Annotated in this window: 6 protein-coding genes; 4 read left to right on the top strand and 2 right to left on the bottom strand. The window is 60.8% G+C overall.

Going from position 1 to position 20,958, the window contains the following annotated elements; translation table 11 throughout:
• Nucleotides 1-104: 104 nt before the first annotated feature.
• Nucleotides 105-3,815, top strand: coding sequence for a methionine synthase (metH, locus tag BM403_RS23980; RefSeq protein ID WP_064053857.1), 3,711 nt, complete (start codon nucleotides 105-107; stop codon nucleotides 3,813-3,815).
• Between the two features lie 20 nt (nucleotides 3,816-3,835).
• On the opposite strand, the gene BM403_RS23975 is transcribed toward metH, so the two are convergent.
• Together BM403_RS23975 and BM403_RS23970 are read right to left on the bottom strand one after the other, a co-directional pair.
• Complete coding sequence (locus tag BM403_RS23975) at nucleotides 3,836-10,852, bottom strand: NEL-type E3 ubiquitin ligase domain-containing protein (protein ID WP_093545308.1); 7,017 nt, start codon at nucleotides 10,850-10,852, stop codon at nucleotides 3,836-3,838.
• 112 nt (nucleotides 10,853-10,964) lie between these two features.
• Nucleotides 10,965-17,951: an NEL-type E3 ubiquitin ligase domain-containing protein gene (locus BM403_RS23970; protein ID WP_093545307.1), complete on the bottom strand. Its 6,987-nt coding sequence runs from the start codon at nucleotides 17,949-17,951 to the stop codon at nucleotides 10,965-10,967.
• 170 nt (nucleotides 17,952-18,121) lie between these two features.
• Between BM403_RS23970 and BM403_RS23965 the strand changes: the two genes are divergently transcribed.
• The 3 genes from BM403_RS23965 (at nucleotide 18,122) to BM403_RS23955 (ending at nucleotide 20,900) form a co-directional block, all read left to right on the top strand.
• The gene (locus tag BM403_RS23965; protein ID WP_012723854.1) at nucleotides 18,122-18,337 is read left to right on the top strand and encodes a DUF2970 domain-containing protein; all 216 of its coding nucleotides are present in this window, start codon (nucleotides 18,122-18,124) and stop codon (nucleotides 18,335-18,337) included.
• 426 nt (nucleotides 18,338-18,763) lie between these two features.
• Nucleotides 18,764-20,422, top strand: coding sequence for a nitrite/sulfite reductase (locus tag BM403_RS23960; RefSeq protein WP_012723853.1), 1,659 nt, complete (start codon nucleotides 18,764-18,766; stop codon nucleotides 20,420-20,422).
• Complete coding sequence (locus BM403_RS23955; RefSeq protein ID WP_012723852.1) at nucleotides 20,406-20,900, top strand: DUF934 domain-containing protein; 495 nt, start codon at nucleotides 20,406-20,408, stop codon at nucleotides 20,898-20,900. Before BM403_RS23960 ends, BM403_RS23955 begins: the two co-directional genes overlap by 17 nt.
• Nucleotides 20,901-20,958 lie beyond the last annotated feature (58 nt).

Raw genomic sequence — 20,958 nt, 5'->3', positions numbered from 1 at the left:
GGCCACCAACTTGAACGATATTCATGCAAAACCTGGACATGCCGCAAATCGGCACAGGTTTGCTATGATCCACGCCCTCCGTAATGCCTGACCAGAGTAGTCCCATGTCCGATCGTAGCGTTCGTCTGCAAGCCCTTCATCAAGCCCTCAAGGAACGTATCCTGATCCTCGACGGCGGTATGGGCACGATGATCCAGAGCTACAAGCTGGAGGAGCAGGATTACCGTGGCAAACGCTTCGCCGACTGGCCAAGCGACGTCAAGGGTAACAACGACCTGCTGGTGATCACACGTCCGGACGTGATCGGCGGTATCGAAAAAGCCTACCTGGATGCCGGTGCTGACATCCTCGAAACCAACACCTTCAACGCCACCCGCATTTCCATGGCCGACTACGGCATGGAAGAACTGGCCTACGAACTGAACGTAGAAGGCGCACGCCTGGCGCGCAAGATCGCCGACGCCAAGACCCTCGAGAACCCGGCCAAGCCGCGCTTCGTCGCCGGCGTGCTCGGCCCGACCAGCCGCACCTGCTCGTTGTCACCGGACGTGAACAACCCCGGCTACCGCAACGTGACCTTCGATGAACTGGTGGAAAACTACACCGAGGCCACCCAAGGCCTGATCGAAGGCGGCGCCGACCTGATTCTGATCGAGACCATCTTCGACACCCTCAACGCCAAGGCCGCGATCTTCGCCGTGCAAGGCGTGTTCGAAACATTGAATATCGAACTGCCGATCATGATCTCCGGCACCATCACCGACGCCTCCGGCCGTACCCTGTCGGGCCAGACCACCGAAGCGTTTTGGAACTCCGTGGCCCATGCCAAGCCGATTTCGGTGGGCCTGAACTGCGCCTTGGGCGCCAGCGAACTGCGTCCGTACCTGGAAGAGTTGTCGAACAAGGCCAGCACCCACGTTTCCGCACACCCGAACGCCGGCCTGCCGAACGAATTCGGCGAGTACGATGAATTGCCGTCGGAAACCGCCAAGGTCATCGAAGAATTCGCCCAGAGCGGCTTCCTCAACATCGTCGGCGGCTGCTGCGGCACCACGCCGGGCCACATCGAGGCCATCGCCAAGGCCGTGGCCGGGTATGCGCCGCGTGTGATCCCGGACATTCCCAAGGCCTGCCGCCTGTCGGGCCTGGAGCCGTTCACCATTGATCGCAGCTCACTGTTCGTCAACGTCGGCGAGCGCACCAATATCACCGGTTCGGCGCGTTTTGCCCGCCTGATCCGTGAAGACAACTACACCGAAGCCCTCGAAGTCGCCCTGCAGCAGGTGGAAGCCGGCGCCCAGGTGATCGACATCAACATGGACGAGGGCATGCTTGATTCGAAGAAGGCCATGGTGACCTTCCTCAATCTGATTGCCGGCGAGCCGGACATCTCCCGCGTCCCGATCATGATCGACTCCTCCAAGTGGGAAGTGATCGAAGCCGGCCTCAAGTGCATCCAGGGCAAGGGCATCGTCAACTCCATCAGCATGAAGGAAGGCGTCGAGCAGTTCATTCACCATGCCAAGCTGTGCAAGCGCTACGGCGCCGCCGTGGTGGTGATGGCGTTCGACGAAGCCGGCCAGGCCGACACCGAAGCGCGCAAGAAAGAGATCTGCAAACGCTCCTACGACATCCTGGTGAATGAAGTCGGCTTCCCGCCGGAAGACATCATCTTCGACCCGAACATCTTCGCGGTCGCCACCGGTATCGAAGAGCACAACAACTACGCGGTCGATTTCATCAATGCCTGCGCCTATATCCGTGACGAATTGCCGTATGCGCTGACCTCCGGCGGCGTGTCCAACGTGTCGTTCTCGTTCCGTGGCAACAACCCGGTGCGCGAGGCGATCCACTCGGTGTTCCTGCTCTACGCAATCCGCAACGGCCTGACCATGGGCATCGTCAACGCCGGCCAACTGGAGATCTACGACCAGATCCCGGCCGAACTGCGCGATGCGGTGGAAGACGTGGTGCTCAACCGTACCCCGGAAGGCACCGATGCCCTCCTCGCCATTGCCGACAAGTACAAAGGCGACGGCAGCGTCAAGGAAGCCGAGACTGAGGAATGGCGTGGCTGGCCAGTGAACAAGCGCCTGGAACATGCGCTGGTCAAGGGCATCACCACCCACATTGTTGAAGACACCGAAGAGTCCCGACAGTCGTTCGCGCGTCCGATTGAGGTGATCGAAGGCCCGCTGATGTCCGGCATGAACATCGTCGGCGACCTGTTCGGCGCCGGCAAAATGTTCTTGCCCCAGGTGGTGAAATCCGCCCGCGTGATGAAACAGGCCGTGGCCCACTTGATCCCGTTCATCGAGCTGGAAAAAGGCGACAAGCCGGAAGCCAAGGGCAAGATCCTCATGGCCACCGTGAAAGGCGACGTGCACGACATCGGCAAGAACATCGTCGGCGTGGTGCTCGGTTGCAACGGTTATGACATCGTCGACCTGGGCGTGATGGTGCCCGCAGAGAAGATCCTGCAGGTGGCCAAGGAGCAGAAGTGCGACATCATCGGCCTGTCCGGCCTGATTACGCCGTCCCTGGACGAAATGGTGCATGTGGCCCGCGAGATGCAGCGCCAGGACTTCCACCTGCCGCTGATGATCGGTGGCGCCACCACCTCCAAGGCGCACACGGCGGTGAAGATCGAGCCCAAGTACAGCAACGATGCAGTGATCTACGTCACCGACGCCTCGCGCGCCGTGGGTGTGGCGACGCAGCTGCTGTCCAAGGAACTCAAGGCCGGCTTCGTCGAGAAGACCCGCCTGGAATACATCGACGTGCGTGAACGGACGTCCAACCGCAGCGCGCGTACTGAGCGCCTGAGTTACCCGGCGGCCATCGCCAAGAAGCCGCAGTTCGACTGGAGCACCTACACCCCGGTGGTGCCGACCTTTACCGGCGCCAAGGTGCTGGACAATATCGATCTCAAGGTACTGGCCGAGTACATCGACTGGACGCCGTTCTTCATCTCCTGGGACCTGGCCGGTAAATTCCCGCGCATCCTCGAAGACGAAGTGGTCGGCGAAGCCGCTACCGCGCTGTATGCCGACGCCCAGGAAATGCTCAACAAGCTGATTGACGAAAAACTCATCAGCGCCCGCGCCGTGTTCGGCTTCTGGCCGACCAACCAGGTGCAGGACGATGACCTGGAAGTCTACGGTGACGATGGCCAGCCGATTGCCAAGCTGCACCACCTGCGCCAGCAGATCATCAAGACCGACGGCAAGCCGAACTTCTCCCTGGCTGACTTCGTAGCACCAAAAGACAGCGGTGTGACCGACTACATCGGTGGCTTCATCACCACCGCCGGCATCGGCGCCGAAGAGGTGGCCAAGGCTTATCAGGACGCTGGCGACGACTACAACTCGATCATGGTCAAGGCCCTTGCCGACCGTCTGGCCGAAGCCTGCGCCGAGTGGCTGCACCAGCAAGTGCGTAAAGAGCACTGGGGCTACGCCAAGGACGAGCAACTGGATAACGAGGCGCTGATCAAGGAGCAGTACAGCGGTATCCGCCCTGCGCCCGGCTACCCGGCGTGCCCGGACCACACCGAGAAAGCCCAGCTGTTTCAACTGCTGGACCCTGAAGCCCGCGAAATGCAGGCGGGCCGCAGCGGCGTGTTCCTCACCGAGCACTACGCAATGTTCCCGGCAGCGGCGGTCAGTGGCTGGTACTTCGCCCACCCACAGGCGCAGTACTTTGCCGTGGGCAAGGTCGACAAGGACCAGGTGGCGAGCTACACCGCCCGCAAAGGCCAGGACCTGAGCGTGAGCGAGCGGTGGCTGGCACCGAACCTGGGGTATGACAACTGATCAGCCAGGCGCTTGCCAGGCTAGTTGCCCAGTTCGGCGATTTCGCGGGTGGAGAGTTCTCTTCTCAACCCGCGTAGCTCAACCTCATTGGCTTTTTGCAACGCATCGACTTGCTCGAGATACGCTGGATTGATGTCAGGATACTGCTCTTCCAGAGTCTCCGATTGGTCGGCCAGCGTCTGTTGCACCTTAGCGAACTCGGTTGGGTATTTTTCCTGCAGATAACTCTTCCAGTAGTCACGCGTGATCAGTTGCTCGATAAACGCCGGGGTCTGTTCCTCGGCTATCACGCTGGCGTAGGCCACGTCCAAGTCAGCAGCCTGTACCCCTGACACGCCGCGGTAGAGCATGGTAGAGGGCTGCGTGGGGAGATCCAGGCGTTGCGCCAACCCGGTTCGATACGCCAGGCGGATCTCCGCCGGGTCCGTGCCAGGGAAGCGCTGAATGCGCTTTCTCGCCAGCGCCTCAACCTCCCCCAGGCGAAACAGACGCCTGGAAAGCCTCAGTAACGTGCGGCCCTTATCGGAGGGATCCATGCGACGAAGGGCATTGAACTCATAGACCCCGACTTCCACATCGTTGAACAACAGTATTCGACCATCACCACAGGTCGCCTTATTCCTTGAGGTCCGTGCAATGAGCATCAGGCGTTCGCTCAACGCCTGGTCGCTGTGCGCAGCCTCCAGAACGTCCCAAACCCGCTCTGTCAGCCTGACGCGGTCCTGCTGAAAATCACTGGTGTGCTGAAGTTGCGCCAACATGTTCGAGAAATCCTGCGTGGTGTCCTGGGCCAACACTTCGCGCCATATCTGGTGCTTTTCCGAGTCGGCGGCCACGCCGTCGAACCATCGGGCTTTTTGCGCCTCCGGCGTCTCGAGATCAGGGTGAGCGTCAAAGTGCTCGTCGTCGGCTTCTGGCCCGAAACCCGCTAACATTTCGTCCATTTCCCGTGCGGTAAACCCAAGCCCGCGCCCGGTTTCGCGTTCATATTCACGCAAGCGTATGAACTCTTCCTCCAGCAACAGGTTATCGGACAAGTCCGTGCCCGCCATCAAACCGGCATGCTCGGGCAGAAAGGCGTCGAGCGGAATCCGCTGTATTTCCAAATTACTCCGCAAGTCCAGGCGAGTCAGTTGGGGTGACTGCAGCACGCCCACCGGCCAATCGCTGAGTCGGTTGCCACTCAGATTAAGGCTTTGCAACCGGTCAAGGCCGGTGACATCAAAGTCAGGCAGACGATTGCCTTCCAGGTCCAGCACCTGCAACAGGGGCAAAGCACGCAACTGGCGCTGCAACCGTGCTGCGTCAAGAAAACCGTTCTGGCTGGCGCTCAACCGAACAAGGCGTTCACACTGCGTTACCGCCTCCGGCAATGCGCCCAGCCCGTTGCCATTCAACGTCAGGCTGTTCAATCGTGGAAATGCGCGCAGAAACTCGTCCGAAGCGCTCGTTAGCCTGACGTTGCTCAGGTCCAGCGCACCGACATGGTTGAGCGTGACCGGCAGTGCCGGCAAGTCGCCAAGGATCAAGCCGCTCAAATCCAGCGCATAGTCGTTAGGGATGTCCTGCGGGGCATGCACCTCGCGCAGTGTTTCGCGCCAGCACGTCAGAAGCTGGTCAGCGGCGCGGCGGCGGTCAACCGCGTTCACCCACCCGATGCGGGTGCGAACAGCAGGCGTATCGATCCAGGCATTAAAGCGCTCGATCATGTGCGCCTGCTGTTGCTGCCACTGGCGCAGCGTGGTTTCAATTTGCGTGGCACTCACGCCCTGTTCCAGCCAGGCGTCTATTCGCTCAATGGCTTGCGCCGCGCTCAACTGCGGATCCAGGCGTTGCAGCTGTTCGGCCGATGTCAGGGCTCCCCCACCCGCGGCGTCCAGCGGCAGCGGCAACAACAAGTCCGGTTGCTCCGACGCCTCTATCGGGAAATACATCGGATCACCTCCGGTTCTCCCTGCGGCCAACACAGTGCGCTCAATACCGAATGGCCTGGCATACATTGTTGCCAAGGGCGACCCAGGCGCGGTGCGGTTAGCGAATGTCTGCGCCTTGCTCATCGCTTGCGGGCTCAACCGGCAACCCCGCAACGAGGTACCCGCCAGCAGGACATCGTGGCCAACCAGCGCAGCATCGGGAATCTCCGTAATAGCGCTGTGACTCAAATCCAGAAAACCCAGCTTTGGCAGGGTTAGCACACCTTCCGGCCAGGCCCGAACCTGGGTCTGCCCCAGGTTCAGCGACACCAGGTCCCTGAGCGAGCTGACGGTCAGGTTGCCGACTCGGTTCCTCGATAGGTCGAGCCTCTGCAAGGAGGTCAGCCGGTTCAACCGCGCCTGCATTGACGCGGTGATCGTCAGTTCATTCCCCGCCAGATTCAGTTCGCTCAGTTGCCCCAACGTCTCAAGGGCCCGTGGCAGCTCCGTCAGTTTATTGCCACTCAGGTTGAGCACCCGCAGCTCAGGAAAGCTGCGCAGGAAGTCATCGACCTGCGTTGCGGATAGCTTTGCATCCGACAGGATCAAGTGACGGATCTGGGGAAATACCTCATCCCCCAGCGCCGGCAGATCACCTGGCGCGCCATAGTTCGTCAGGTCCAATACCTCGTTCAACGGCTCGCGCCCCAGACCCGAGTACTCACGGTCCAACACTGTGCGCAGTGTCTGCGCACCGATACGAGACGGGCCAGCCACCGGCTCGCGCGACCCATACCGGGCAGCCAGCGCATCACGCCGGCATTTGCGAATCCTATCGGCCAGCACCCGACGTTGTCTGACGAACATTTCCCCGCCATCGACGCGCACGGGCGACTCCTGCCACGTCACCAACGCCTCGTCCGTGACGCGATAGCGCTCAAGCAATGCCTCGACATGATCCAGCAGCGCGCGCCCCGCCAGTCCGTCCTGCTTGAACGCTTGCAAGGCGTTGCCTGCCATCCCTCGGTCCTGACTATTCAACGTGCGAAGGCGCTGGAGACAGTACTGCGTGACCATCTGCGACTCATCCACCAGATGAGCCGGGTTTTCGTGCACGTAGTCAAACGCCCGCCTGAAGGCACGTGGCTCCAGCGCCCCCCAGTTCAAGCGCAGGCTGCGCCATAACGCCTCGTGCCCACTGAACAGCGCATCGGGCAGCGAGGGGATATCCAGGCCTGACAGGTCCAACGACGCCAAGTCTGCATGCGCGAGAAGCCCCGTCGGCCATTGATTCGACGGCCCCGCCAGGGTCAAGTCCCGCAAGTTCGTCAACACACTGTAATCCAAGGCTGGAAGTTGACCGGTCAGGTGTAACTTCTTCAGTTGAGTCATCCCCTGCAGCGCTTGCACCAGGTCTGGCGAGTACTCTGCGGCCTCCAGCTTTAGCTCGGTGAGGGTGTCCAGCGTGGACAACTCACCCGCCAGGGCGGGCATGTCCGCAGCAACGAGTTGAAGATCGAGGCTTTCCAGCGCGGGAAACGCTTGCCTCAACGTGCCGTCGAGGAGTTGGGTGCTGTTTATCCGCAGCTTGCGCACATGCGAGAAGTCGGCCGCCCACTGCGGCAACGCCTCTGCGCCCAGTAGATCAAGCTCGAAAACCGCTGCCTGCCCGCGCCGCAAGCCGTTTCGCCAGCACCGGAGGATCTGCGCGGCATAAAAATTTCTGCGCAGCCCCAGGGCCCCTTGTGCGTCAGCATGGGCCCAGGTCAGCAGCACCCTGCAGAGCTCAACAAACTCCCTGCGGCGGTTTTCCAACAGGTGGAAAACCTGCTGTTCGGAGTCCCCCGCACTCATGCGCTCCCTGATGAACTGTAAGGCCTGTTCATCAGACACATTAGGATAAACACTGCGCACCCTGGCGATCAGCGGCTCATCAGCAAAGCCCGCGACATCACCGCTGGCAGCGTAGCCAATCCGGCCAGAGGCTGTACGTACCAATCGCCCGGCCACGTCCTTGAGCGGTTCGCGCTTGAGGATGCGGGACATGTCATCGCGGTGGCTGCGTGCATAGTCGGTCACCTGTTTGTGTAACGCCTCGCCCGGATGCCCCTGCAATGCATCGCGCAAGGTATCGGGCAGCACTTCCACCAGCGATTCGAACAGATTCCGGCCGGCCTTGGGCACACTGTTCAACGCACGCCCTTCGCTATCGAAGGCACGGAAGGCGTCCTCGTTCCAGAGCAAATAAAAGCGCGTCGGCGCCTGCTCGCGGCCAATGCTGTCTACCAGCGGCCCTTTAAGGCCGCGGGCACGCACTTCGACGCGGATGTCCGCCGACCAGCCGGGCAAGCGTTCCAGGGTGTGCAGCGCCAACCGGTCACTGGCCGACGACGCCATGCTCTCCAGGTACAAACCGGCTAGCGCCCGACTCAAGCTGCCTTGATGCAGGTGAACACGAATTTCTTTTGCCAACCGCAGGGGAATGCGACCGGTGCTGCGGAGCTGGCTCAACTCCTCGGCACTCGCACCGCCCAGTACCTGCCCCGCCGCTTCCGGCGACAAGGATGGGAAACTGCGCTGAAGTGCCTGGGTATCGACATCGGGAGAGACTTGTCGACTCATCAGGTTTTTTACCAAGGCCTGTTTTCTGAGCTGAGCCCGGTCGGCCAAACGGTCCCTGAACAGCTGCGTTCGATCTACGCCTTCTTTCGCACTTTCGCTGCCCAACAGTTGCCGGGTGCGCGCTTCGTCGAGGCCTGCCAATACGCGCTCCGGCAGCTTCCCGGCATCGACTTCGGCCTGGGTGATCTTGATGGTCGGCCTTGTATGGCTGGGCGCCGAAACCGAACCAAATCGCTGCGAGTCCCCCGCCAGCCCAGGACCGTTAAATACCTCGACGACTTCTTCAGCCGGCCAGCTCGGCATTTCCACGGCCAGCGGCACCATGAATTGGCAATGGCCCTCCAGGCACGCGCCTTGGCGAATCTGCCCGATCACCTCGTCTGCTTGCTGATCCACTTCAAACACCCGGACCATCTCCGACAACACCGGCGGCGGTGCGTGGTGATCGACGTGTAACGCTCGCAGCTCATCGTCACTGACCCCACTGGCATCGGCGATCTGCTCCAGTTGCGCATCGGAAAAACGCTCCATGTGCGGCCCTGTTCGCCGCAACAACGCGGTGCGGTTCCATTCCAGCGGACGTTCCAAGGTGTGGCGCCAGGCGCCGTGACCGTTGTGCTGCAGCATCGGCTGGTAGGCATCCGCGTCGGTCGGATGCTTGATTGCCCACTGGTCGAGTGTTGGGTCGAAGGTCTTTTCATAGACGTTGCCGTCAATATTGACGTAAGTCTTGCCCCCCACTTCAAATTGCCCCAAGGCATTGGGGGTGAGGCCCTCAAGGGAGACGCTGCTTTTGTAGGTCGCCAGGTCTGGATGCCACAAGCGCAGCTTGCCGAACGGCAGTGCGACCTTGGTCATGCCATTGACGAACCTCGACGGCACGATGGGCGGCGCTTTACCCGCCACCGCGCCCAATGCCGCCATGAAGGCGACGTTCGCCATCACCGATTTAAGGTGCGCCCACGCCTCCTCGGCGTCGCCATGCCGCCACGACTGCACGCCTTGGTACACCTCGTAGCTCAGTTGCACAGCCGTGACAGCCAGCATCACCTCACCCAACCCAGGCACAAAGAACGCCGCCACGTTGAGTACGTTGAAGCCCCATTCGGCGTAGTGCTTGAGCCGCTCGATCCAGGCCTTGTGGTCAACATCGGCGGTCGGTATGGCCAGCAATTTGGCGTTGGATTTTATCCTGGCGAGATGAAAGTCATAGCGCGCGTCGAACACTTCACCGTCGATGAAGTCCTCCTCCATCCCCAGGTTCAGCGCTTCGTTCCAGACTTCCTCATAAATCCCGCCGGCATAGGCGCCGGGATTGTAAGAGGAGCCCGGGTAGACCGGGTGCGGGTTCCAGCGATAGACCTTGAGTTGGCTTTTGAGCCGGCGGAAAAACTGTGCCGATTCATCCTGAGGCACAAAGCCTGAGAAAAAATGCTGATACTGGGGAGATCGCAGCTTGATCGCCAGGTCCTTGGAGAATTCGCTGGCCGTGGCGTATTCCTTGACGGGACTGACCGGATCTCCGGGGATGTACACAATGAAGCGCGTCTCGGGAGGTGTCGACTCTTGGACCAGACCACTGCCGGGTAATAGATTAAGCCAGGGTTTTTTGAGGAGCGCTCTGGTTCGGCGGGAGCTTGCCCCGATTATCAGCACATCGCTCAATGCTGAACCCAGCACCTCCAAGCGACTGAACGCGACCGGCTTGCCATCAAGCTTGGCTTGGCCCTTGCCCTCCAACACCGCCAACAGCAGGGTAAAGGCCGCTTCATCAATGGTCGACGTCATCCGCGCAATGTGGGCCTGCACGCGCAAGCGGTCCTTGTTTGCCATGATCGTGTGTTGGCGTACGGTGGCAGCGTTGTCCGGCGCCTCGAACACCTGGCTCAGGTGCTCCTGGTATTGCCTGCCCAGGTCCAGTTCCCGGCACAGGCTGGCGAACGCCGCGGGTTTGATCGATAACTTATCGCGAATGCTGTAGCGGGTTTTGCCGAACGGGTAAGTCCTGGTCTCATCATAGAGGTGCATCTCCAGCGAGCCCTCGGGGGCGAGTGCGCTGGTCTCCTGCAGGGAGACTTCGTCAAAGGGCTCATCGGCCTCGAAGTTGCGCAGTGCTGCTTGTAACAGCGATTGCTGGTCGACGGTGTTCGGCGCGCGCAGATGAAACAGATGGGTTGCCACCGGATCAGGCGCTTGCCCGAATGTGTTGCGCAAGGCCTGCGCCAGCAGCGGCTTGCAGAATTCGGTGATGCCTTGGAAATCCTTGAGGGTCTTGGCCAATTGCTGGCTTGAGGTGCTGCTTTGCATCTGGCTGTCGAGCAACCCTTGACGCAGCACCGAGGAGGCCTGGGCGAAAACGGCCGGGTGGGCCTTGATAAACCGTTGGGCGGGATCACGCGCCCTGGTCATGGCTTGCAGATGAGCGCCATGCAAATGCCGCGTCCAGTCAGGCAGGCGGCTCTTGATAAATGGGACATGAAGCCCCTTGGAAGGTGTTGGCATGGGGTTATTCCTGATGCTTCATAGAGAGGCATCAGGAAATCACCGCCACCTGCCGGCAAGGCGGTAGATGTTTAGGCCGTCGCTGCCGGCAAGCCGCTGAGCCTTTAGGGCTTTACTGGCCGATCTCGGTTCGTTCCAGCCTGGTCAATTCAAGTGTGAGGTTGACGGCTTCAATTTGAAGTTCCAGGTCGCAATGGATCAAGGCCTCCCGATAGCGCTCGCCAAAGTCGGGATACAGATTTTCCAGGCGCACATGCTCCGCCTCTCGACGGGCTTGCAGCGCGACGAACCGGCTGCGGTATTTGATCTTCAGGTGGTCCGACCAAAACCCACGCGTTATCAGGTCCTGGAGCAGCTCTTCACCCTGCTCCGCCTGGGTCACCTGGGCGAACATGACATCGAGGTCTGCCGGCGTCACGCCGGACGCCCCGACATACAACATCCCCCGCGGCTGCTCGGGTAATTGCAGACGCTCGGCCAGACCGACACGGTAAGCCATGCGAATCTCCGCCGGGTCGATTCGCGGCTTGCGCCGAATGACCTCACGGGCCAATGCCTCGACTTTATCCAGACGAAACAACCCTTTACCCAGTCGCAGCAGTACGGGCCCTTCCTGCCCGGCTTCGACGTTTTTCAAAGCATTGAACTCCAACGCCTTGAGGGTCAGGTCGGTAAAGTTGAGCATCCGCCCGTCACCGCAGGTGTAATCCGCATTCGCTTGGGCAAACAGCAACTCCCGGAGCGCGTCGTCGCTGTGGGCAGCCTCCAGCAATCGCCACACGCGTGCGGTGAGCCCACGCCGATCAGTGGTGAAGTCACGGGTTTCCTTGAGTTCGGCAATGACACTGAAGAAGTGTTGGTGGCCTTCACGAGCCTTGAGTGCCCGCCAAATAAGCTGTTTTTGAGGCGCATCGGTTTCAGCGCTGCCAAGCCAGCGGTCGAGCTGATGGGCCTCTTGCTCGGTCACGTCCTCAGGCTCACTGTCACTGTCGGCTTCACTCACTTCATACGAGGTCGTCTCGGTATCCGCGCCCTCGAAACCACGCTCAAGCTCACGCGAGGTGAAGCGAAAGTTGATGTGAGTGTCCCGCCAGTAGTCGTAGATCTGCGCCATGGTTTCACGGGACAGCAGGTTGTCCCGCAAGTCGGTGCCACGCATCAACGGGTCATGACCTTGCAGGGCTTCTTCGGGGATGCTCGTCAACTGGTTGTTGCGCAGGTCCAGGTACTTGAGTTCCGGGGCCTGAAGGACGCCGTGGGGCCATTGAGTCAATTGATTGCTACGCAAATCCAAGGACTCCAGCCGGGTAAATGCACTGAAATCCAAGCCTTCCAGGCTGTTCCAGCCCAGATTGAGTCGTTGCAGTTCGGGCAGGCTGCCCAGCCCTTGTTGCAACGCCGGCGTGTGGGTCAGGTAGTTATTGGAAACATCCAGTTGGACCAAGTGTTGCAGGCTGCTGACCGCCTCGGGCAACTGATCGAGCCCATTACCGCCCAGGTCAAGGTGGCGCAGATTGGGGAACGCCTTGAGAAAATCATTGGAGCCCTGCTCACTGATCCTGGCCATGTTCAAGCTCAGGGACGTGACCTGTTCCAGTGTTGCGGGCAACGCGGGCAAATCGCCCACATGCGCCCGCGACAAATCCAGGGTGAGTTCCCGCGCAGGCATTTGCGCCAGGTTTTCTTGGCGCCATACACTCAGAATCGCGTCGGCAGCCCTTCGCCGCAACGTCGGCGTTACCCTTTCGTCGAGCAACTGGAAAGGCTTGATATCGATCCAAGTGTTGAGCGCGCTTCTGAATGCCTGGTACTCCTGGCGCCACGCCGAGATGCGTGCGTCGATTTGCAGCGGCGTGAAGTGCTGGCTCAGCAAATGGTCGACGATCTGCTGCGCTTCCCTTTCGCCCATTGTCGGGTCCAGCAGGCGCAACCTTGCCGGGGCGCTCAATGGCGGCTCACCCTCAAGCGGCTCGGATGAAAGCTGAGGTAACACGCTCGAGGCGCGAAGCTCGTCGTCAGACGCTGGGTAATATTCCCTTTCACCCCAATTTGTTCGTGTCTGTAACAAGTGGGCATTCGCTGACGACCCCTGCCCCGCCCGGAAGCGCGCGATAATCTCGTCGCGCCGTACAAAGGCGGTGTCGGTCAATGGGCAGCCTCGCAAATTAGCCGTGGCCACAAGCCGCACTTGGTGGGGTTGTACCACCTCAGGCACAGTGGTGATGCCACTGCGGCCCAGACTCAGGTGTTGCAGGTGCGGTAAGTCGAGCACCCCGCTTGGCCATTCAACGATAGCGGTGGCACTCACGTTCAGCGATTGGAGCGCTCGCAGAGCACTGACGTCCAGTGTGCCAAGGCGGTTTCGGCTCATGTCGAGGCGCTCAAGGGCAGTCAGTTGATTCAGGCGAACCTGCATACCGGGGTTGACGGTCAAATAATTGCCCTGCAGCTCTAACTCTTTAAGCTGCCTCATGCCTTCAATCGCCGACGGCAGATCATCCAACCGCATCCGGGATAAATCGAGACGTTCGACCTGGGGGAATTTGCGCAAAAACGTGCTGAGTTCAGGCTCGGTCAGACTCAGTCCGCGGAGGTTCAAACTGCGGATGTGCGGATAGGCCCCCCCAGGTAAATGCGGTAGGTCGTTCAGCCTGCCACCTGACAGGTTAAGCACTCTATTCACCGGTGGCATCTCACGCATATCAGCGAAACGCTCCAAAAAACCGTTGCGCCAGCACGCCAATAGCCGGTCAGCAACGTCCTCCCGATGGTAGCGGTCAGCCGCATAGCGTTCGACCCTGACCGCCTTGACCTTCCACTCATCCAGCTCGCGGACCAGGTCAGCGTACGCCTGACGCAAGGTGCCGATTTCATCGAGCATGGCCTGAGCCGAGATTCCCGGCGCCCGTAACCCCACCGGATAATGCTCTCTGGCCGTGTTCAATAACCCGCCCAAACACTCTACGCGGTACATTTCGGTCATGCTCTCGACATCCGCCAAGTGAGCCGGATGCTCAAGCAGGTTGCGATACACCGACATAAACGACGCGTGGTCGAGGTTTGACCACCCCATGCTCAACCTGCGCCATAAGCGCTCGTGGCCGACGAATAACGGCGCCGGCACGCTAGCAATCGGGTTGCCGTACAGCCTCAATTCTTCCAGCTGTGGCAGTTCCAGCACGCCTGTCGGCCAACGGGTCAGTTGGCAAAACGTGAGGTCCAGCGACTTGAGCTTCTTTAGTTCACTGACGTCGATGCCCTCCATCGTCCCTCTTAGGCTCAAGTGTTCAAGGTGCGCCATGCCGTTCAACTGCTGCTGCAGTGCCGCCGAGTACGCCAGGTTGTCGCCGTGCACATGCAACCCGGTGATTGCAGTGTTGCCTGTGATAGCCGGCGGCAGCGCCTTGCCTTCGGCCAGTGATACCGACAGGCGGCTGACTGATGGGAATTGCTCGAGCAACGCCGCACCGGCGGGCCCCTCCAAATCGGCAGCGTTCACTGTCAGCCTGACCACATGGGAAAAATCCGCCTCCAGCCGGGGCAGGTTTTCGACGCCCGATAAATCCAGGTGTTCGTTGACAGCTACGCCACGATAGGGCGTCGAGCGCCAACAGTTGATCAACTCACTGGCCAGCGCACGCCTCATGAGGCGCAGACCTTCGGCCACGATGCGCTCAGGCGACTGCTCCACCGTGGCCTGAAAACGCTCTGTAGGCTCGTTCGCCCCGACCCACTGTTGCAGCGTGCCCTGTAAGCGCTCCAGCTCACTCTGGCGACTGCTGAGCAGGCTGAGCATTTGCTGATCAGTTTGACCGGCCAGTGACTGCCCCTGGACAAATTGGATGGCCGAGCGGTGGTCAATCTGCGGATAGATATCACGCACCCTGGCCACCCATTGCGGGTTGACCGGGAACCCTGCCCCGCGCCCGCTGAGCACGTAGCCGGTGTAACCAGGCTGCAGCCGCTTGAAGCGCGGTTTGATCGGCTGCTGGCCCAAGGCACGGGACATCGTCTCGCGATGCCCCACTGCGTACTCCGCCAGGGCTTTTTGCAGCTCGCCGGACTGGCCCACATGGGGCAGCCCCAAATCACCGCGCGCGCCGTCCGGCAACGCGTACAGGATGGATGCAAACAGATTGCGTCCGTGCCGGGGCACGCTGTTCAACGCGTTGCCGTTATCGTCGAAGGCCTGAAATTGATTGTCATGCTTGACCAGGTATTTGCGCTGCGGTGCCGTCTCGCTGCCGATACTGTCCAGTAACGGCCCTTCCACGCCGGTCTCTCGCACTTCAAGGCGCACCGCGTCGGACCAACCTGCCAGATGCTCCAGGGCGTGCAGTGCCAGGCGGTCGCTGTCGGTGGAGGCCAGGCTTTCCAGATAGAGCCCTGCGCACGCGCGACTCAAGCGGCCCTGCTGCAACAGGATCCGGGCCCGTTCCGCCATCTTCAGCGGCAGGCGCTTGGTCTGCGACAGGTGCACGTGTTCAGCTGGCGTAGCGTTGGCCAATACCTCGCGCGCCGCTGCGGTCGAGAGCCCGCGAAAGCTGCGCCGCACGCCCTCCAACGCGGGCACGACGGGCTCGGTACCGCGCGCGATGCTGTCGAAGATCGTCGCCTTCTGGGTTTGCAGAAAATCGGCAATCTGCTCCCTGAGCACCGCGACCCGCTCAGCGACCACCCGTGCGCCCTCACCGCCAAGCAAACCGGTAATTTCCGGCTCATCCAACGCCGCCAGAATCAGCTCGGGCAGTTGGCTGCTGGACACTTGCAGGTGCGTGACCTGAATCACCGGTTTGACGCCCCCGACCGACGTGCCCCACCGGCTTGACTTGCCCGTGAGTCCAGGCCCGTCGAACACCTCGATACAGCGCCCGCGCGGCCAACGTGGCATGTCGACGACCAGTGGCGGCACATAGTTGTAGCGGTTGTCCGGCACGCGCTGCCCCGCGCGCGCCTGGTCAATCAGTTCATGCACCTGCCGATCAATCCGAAATTGCTTCAGGGTTTCCGCCAACTGTGCAGGCGGCGCCTTTTGATCACTATGCATCCGGCGCAAAGCGTCGTCGTCGACACCGCTGATTTCGGCGACCTGCAGCAGCTGCGCATCACTGAAGGCATCGGTCGACGGCCCTATCCGGCGCAACAACGTCAAACGATCCCAGGTGTGTGGCCGTTCGAAGCGGTGGCGCCAGGCGCCCGCGTGGTTGTGGCTCAACACCGGCTGGTAGGCGTTGGGATCGCTGGGGTGCTTGATCCGCCACTGGTTGAGCGTGGCGTCGAAGGTCTTTTCATACACCTGGCCCTGCAGACGAATGTAAGTCTTGCCGCCGACCTCATACTGGCCCAGGGCGTTTGGCTTAAGAGCGGGAGGCAGCATGACTGCGCTTTTGTACGCACTCAGGTCGGCGTTCCACAGGCGTGGTTCACCAAAAGGCAGCTTGACCCTGTGCAAACCGTCCACAAACGCACTGGCTTTGATCACCGGAGCCCTGGCCGCCACCGCACCCAGCGCTGCCATGAAGACAACGTTCTGCAACACCGACGCCAAATGCTGCCAGGCCTCATCGGCATCCCCCACCTGCCAGGCCTCGACGCCCTGGTACACCTCGTACGTCAGTTGGGCGGCGGTCACCGCCAGCATCACTTCCCCAAGGCCCGGCACGAAAAACGCCGCGACATTCAGCACGTTCAGGCCCCACTCGGCATAGTGCTTGAGCCGCTCAATCCAGGCCTTGTGGTCGACCTCGGCGGTGGGTACCGCCAGCAACCTGGCATTCGCCTTGATCCGCTCCAGATGGCGGTCATACAGCGTGGAAAAAATCTCGGGCTTGTGAAACGTCTCGTCGGGGTGCAGATCGAGTTCGTCGTTCCAGACTTCTTCGAAGAGGCCATCGACGAACGCGTCAGGGTTATAGCCGGGCCCAGGCGGTTTCGGGCTTGGGTTCCAGCGGTACACCTTGAGCTGACGCCTGAGGCGGCGGAAAAAGTTCGCCGACTCGTCCTGGGGCAAGAACCCCGCAAAGAAGCGCTGATAAGTCGGCGAACGCAGCTTGACGGCCAATGCCTGGGCAAACGCCTTGAGTGACGGGTACTCCTTGAACGGACTGGCCGGATCACCCGGGATGTAGACGATGATGCGCGTATCGCGTACCAGGTACTCACCCGCAGGCGGTACCGGCAAATGCGTGGGAAAGACCAGCGTAGTTCCAGGCTTGCGTGGGGCTGAGCCGATAATCAGCACATCGCTCAATGCCGCGCCCAGCACGGTCAATTGGCTGTACACCACCGGGTAGCCATCCAGCATTGGCCCAGGGTGGTCATCGAGTATCGCCAGTAAGGTCGCGTAGGCCGTTTCATCAAGATTGGATTGCAAGCGCGCAATGTGCGCCTGCAAGCGCAAACCGGCCTTGTTGGCCGCGATTGTCTGCCGGCGTACCTCGTCGGCCGTGGCCGGGGTTTCAAACACCGCGCCAATGTGGTCCTGATACTGCGTGCCCAGGTCCAGTGTGCGACACAGTTGGGCAAATGCTTCAGGCTTGATCGCCAGCTTGTCACGAATGCGGTAACGCACCCTGCCAAACGGGTAGTGCTCAGTTTCATCGTAGCGGTGTTGTTCCAGTGCATCTTCTGGCGCCAAGGCGCTGGTTTCCTGCAGCGCCACCTCATCGAACGGCTCATCGGCCTCGAAGTTGCGCAGTGCCGCCTGCAACAGGCTCTGGGCGTCGGCACGATTGGGCGCGCGCAGATGAAACAGCTGGGTTTTGTTGACGTCCGGTGCCAGGCCAAAAGTGTCGCGCAACGCCTGGTTGAGCAACGGTGTGGCGAAGTCGGTGAGGGTCTTGAAGCTCGCCAGGGTCTTGGCCAGGGTTTGACTGGCGGACAAGTAGCCGGCCTGGCTATCCAGCAATGCTCGGCGCAACTCAGGCCGGGCACTGGCAAAAAGCTCAGGCTGGGCGGCTGTTAACGCCTGCAGCGGGTCGCGCGCGCGATGCAATCGCGGGATGTCGGCGGTCGTCAGCTGTTCGAGCCACTTGGGCAGGCGTCCTTTGATAAAAGTGACGTGAAGCCCCTCGCTGAGGGGGCTGTCGAGTGGTGACATGAGGCATGGGTTCCTGATGCTGTTTAGGGAGCCTCAGGACATCACGCGGATCAACGGGCGAAGCGGTGCATAGTTGCGCGGGTTCTGTTGTGTTGGTTTCGCTGCGGTCATTGCCGCGGAACTGACTATGCTGGATACACAGGGCGCTAACCCTGAACCGGGAGGGTGTTATGGACGACTCAGGCAACAAACCGCCAACGTTCTGGCAAATGCTCCACAGCGTGGTCGCTGCCGCCTTCGGCGTGCAAAGCGGGAAGAATCGCGCACGTGACTTCACGCACGGCAAGCCCAGCCACTTTGTCGTCCTGGGCATTCTGTTCACGGCCGTGTTCGCCTTGACGCTGTTCGGCATCGTCAAGCTGGTGTTGCACTTGGCGGGGGTGTAGAGCACGCGAAATAAGGGAACGGGCAGGCCGTTCCCTTATTCCGGATGTTACGGGTCCTGCTGCGGATCTCGCCCTCTTCCTACTGATGGCTGACCCAGAACACGGCGGTTCCCACCACCAGGATGATCAGGAACAGAATGGCCCAGGCATCAACGGTGCTGTCGGGTTTACGGGCTTTTGTCGAATTGCTCATCGCATCGCCTCTTGTCGGTTTTATAGGTGATTGCATTAAGACTCGACCACAGTAAAGTCCACACTTGCCCCTATGACAAATGTGGATATCGAGATAATCAATCTCATTAGTCGATTTGGTTCTTTGCATATACTCAAACATCACTTTTGCGCATAAACGCAAACTGGTATCGTGCCCCCGCTCCGTTGGGAGTGCGCGGCCGTGCGCGCAGATTTGCCGAGAACAGGACCTATATGTACGTATACGACGAATACGATCAGCGCATCATCGAGGACCGCGTCAAGCAGTTCCGTGATCAGACCCGACGCTACCTAGCAGGTGAACTGAGCGAAGAAGAGTTCCGCCCTCTGCGCCTGCAAAATGGCCTTTATGTTCAGCGCTTTGCGCCGATGCTGCGGGTGGCCGTGCCTTATGGCCAACTGACTTCGCGCCAGACGCGCATGATGGCCAAGATTGCCCGTGACTTCGACAAAGGCTATGCCCACATCAGTACCCGCCAGAACGTACAGTTCAACTGGCCGGCCCTGGAAGATGTGCCGGACATCCTGGCTGAACTGGCGACCGTGCAAATGCACGCCATTCAGACCAGCGGTAACTGCCTGCGCAACGTGACCACCGACCAATTCGCCGGCGTGGCCGCTGACGAACTGATCGACCCACGCCCCTGGTGCGAAATCGTCCGTCAATGGACCACCTTCCACCCTGAATTCGCCTACCTGCCGCGCAAGTTCAAGATCGCCATCAATGGCTCGACCTCGGACCGCGCTGCCATCGAAGTGCACGATATCGGCCTGGAGCCGGTGCACAACGCGGCCGGCGAGCTGGGTTTCCGTGTACTGGTCGGCGGTGGCCTGGGCCGTACGCCCGTGGTCGGCGCGTTTATCAACGAGTTCCTGCCGTGGCAGGACCTGTTGAGCTACCTCGACGCCATCCTGCGGGTCTACAACCGCTACGGCCGTCGTGACAACAAATACAAGGCCCGGATCAAGATCCTGGTAAAAGCGCTGACCCCTGAGGTCTTCGCCCAGAAAGTCGACGCCGAGATGGAACACCTGCGCGGCGGCCAGACCACCCTGACCGAAGCCGAAGTGCACCGCGTCGCCAAACACTTCGTCGACCCGGAGTACAAGGCCCTGAGCAATCAGGACGCCGAGCTCGCAGCGCTGGATAAAGAGCATCCAGGCTTCGCCCGCTGGCGCACCCGCAACACCCTGGCGCACAAGAAGCCGGGTTATGTGGCGGTCACCCTGTCGCTGAAACCAACCGGTGTTGCACCGGGCGATATCACCGACAAGCAGCTGGACGCCGTGGCCGACCTGGCCGAGCGCTACAGCTTCGGCCAACTGCGCACCTCCCACGAGCAGAACATCATCCTGGCGGACGTGGAACAGAGCCAACTGTTCACCCTGTGGGGCGAGCTGCGCGAAGGCGGTTTCGCCACGCCGAACATCGGCCTGCTGACCGACATCATCTGCTGCCCGGGCGGCGATTTCTGCTCCCTGGCCAACGCCAAGTCGATCCCGATCGCCGAATCGATCCAGCGCCGTTTCGACGACCTGGACTACCTGTTCGACATCGGCGAGCTGGACCTGAACATCTCCGGTTGCATGAACGCCTGTGGTCACCACCACGTCGGCCACATCGGCATCCTGGGCGTGGACAAGAAAGGCGAAGAATTCTACCAAGTGTCCCTGGGTGGCAGCGCCAGCCGCGATGCGAGCCTGGGCAAGATCCTCGGCCCGTCCTTCGCCCAGGAAGCCATGCCCGAGGTGATCGGCAAGCTGATCGACGTGTACATCGAACAGCGCACCGAAGATGAGCGTTTCATCGACACCTACCAGCGCATCGGCATTGACCTGTTCAAGGAGCGCGTCTATGCAGCGAATCATTAAGAACAACGAAGTCCTCGACGAAACCTGGCACCTGCTGCCCAAGGACGCGAGCTTCGACGGCATCTCCAACTGCGACGACCTGATCGTGCCGTTGGCACTGTGGCGCGAACACGGCCACGCCCTCAAGGCCCGCGATGGCGGCCTGGGTGTGTGGCTGGACGCCGATGAAGAAGCCGAAGAAATCGGTGAGGACGTGGAACACTTCCAAGTCATCGCCCTGAACTTCCCGGCCTTCACCGACGGGCGTAACTACTCCAACGCACGCCTGCTGCGCGACCGTTACGGTTACAAAGGCGAGCTGCGCGCGATTGGCGACGTGCTGCGCGACCAACTGTTCTACCTGCGCCGCTGCGGGTTCGATGCCTTCGCCCTGCGCGCCGACAAAGACCCGTACGAAGCGCTGGAAAGCCTCAAGGACTTCTCGGTGACGTACCAGGCGGCAACGGATGAACCGCTGCCGTTGTTCCGTCGGCGCTGAGTCTCAAATGTGGGAGGGGGCTTGCCCCCGATGGCGGTGGATCAGTCAATGAATCTGT

It is taken from the genome of Pseudomonas sp. OV546 (assembly GCF_900116845.1).
Classification (GTDB): domain Bacteria; phylum Pseudomonadota; class Gammaproteobacteria; order Pseudomonadales; family Pseudomonadaceae; genus Aquipseudomonas; species Aquipseudomonas petroselini.
The sequence above is the reverse complement of the archived record's forward strand: the minus strand, read 5'-3'. Positions and strand labels throughout refer to the sequence as shown.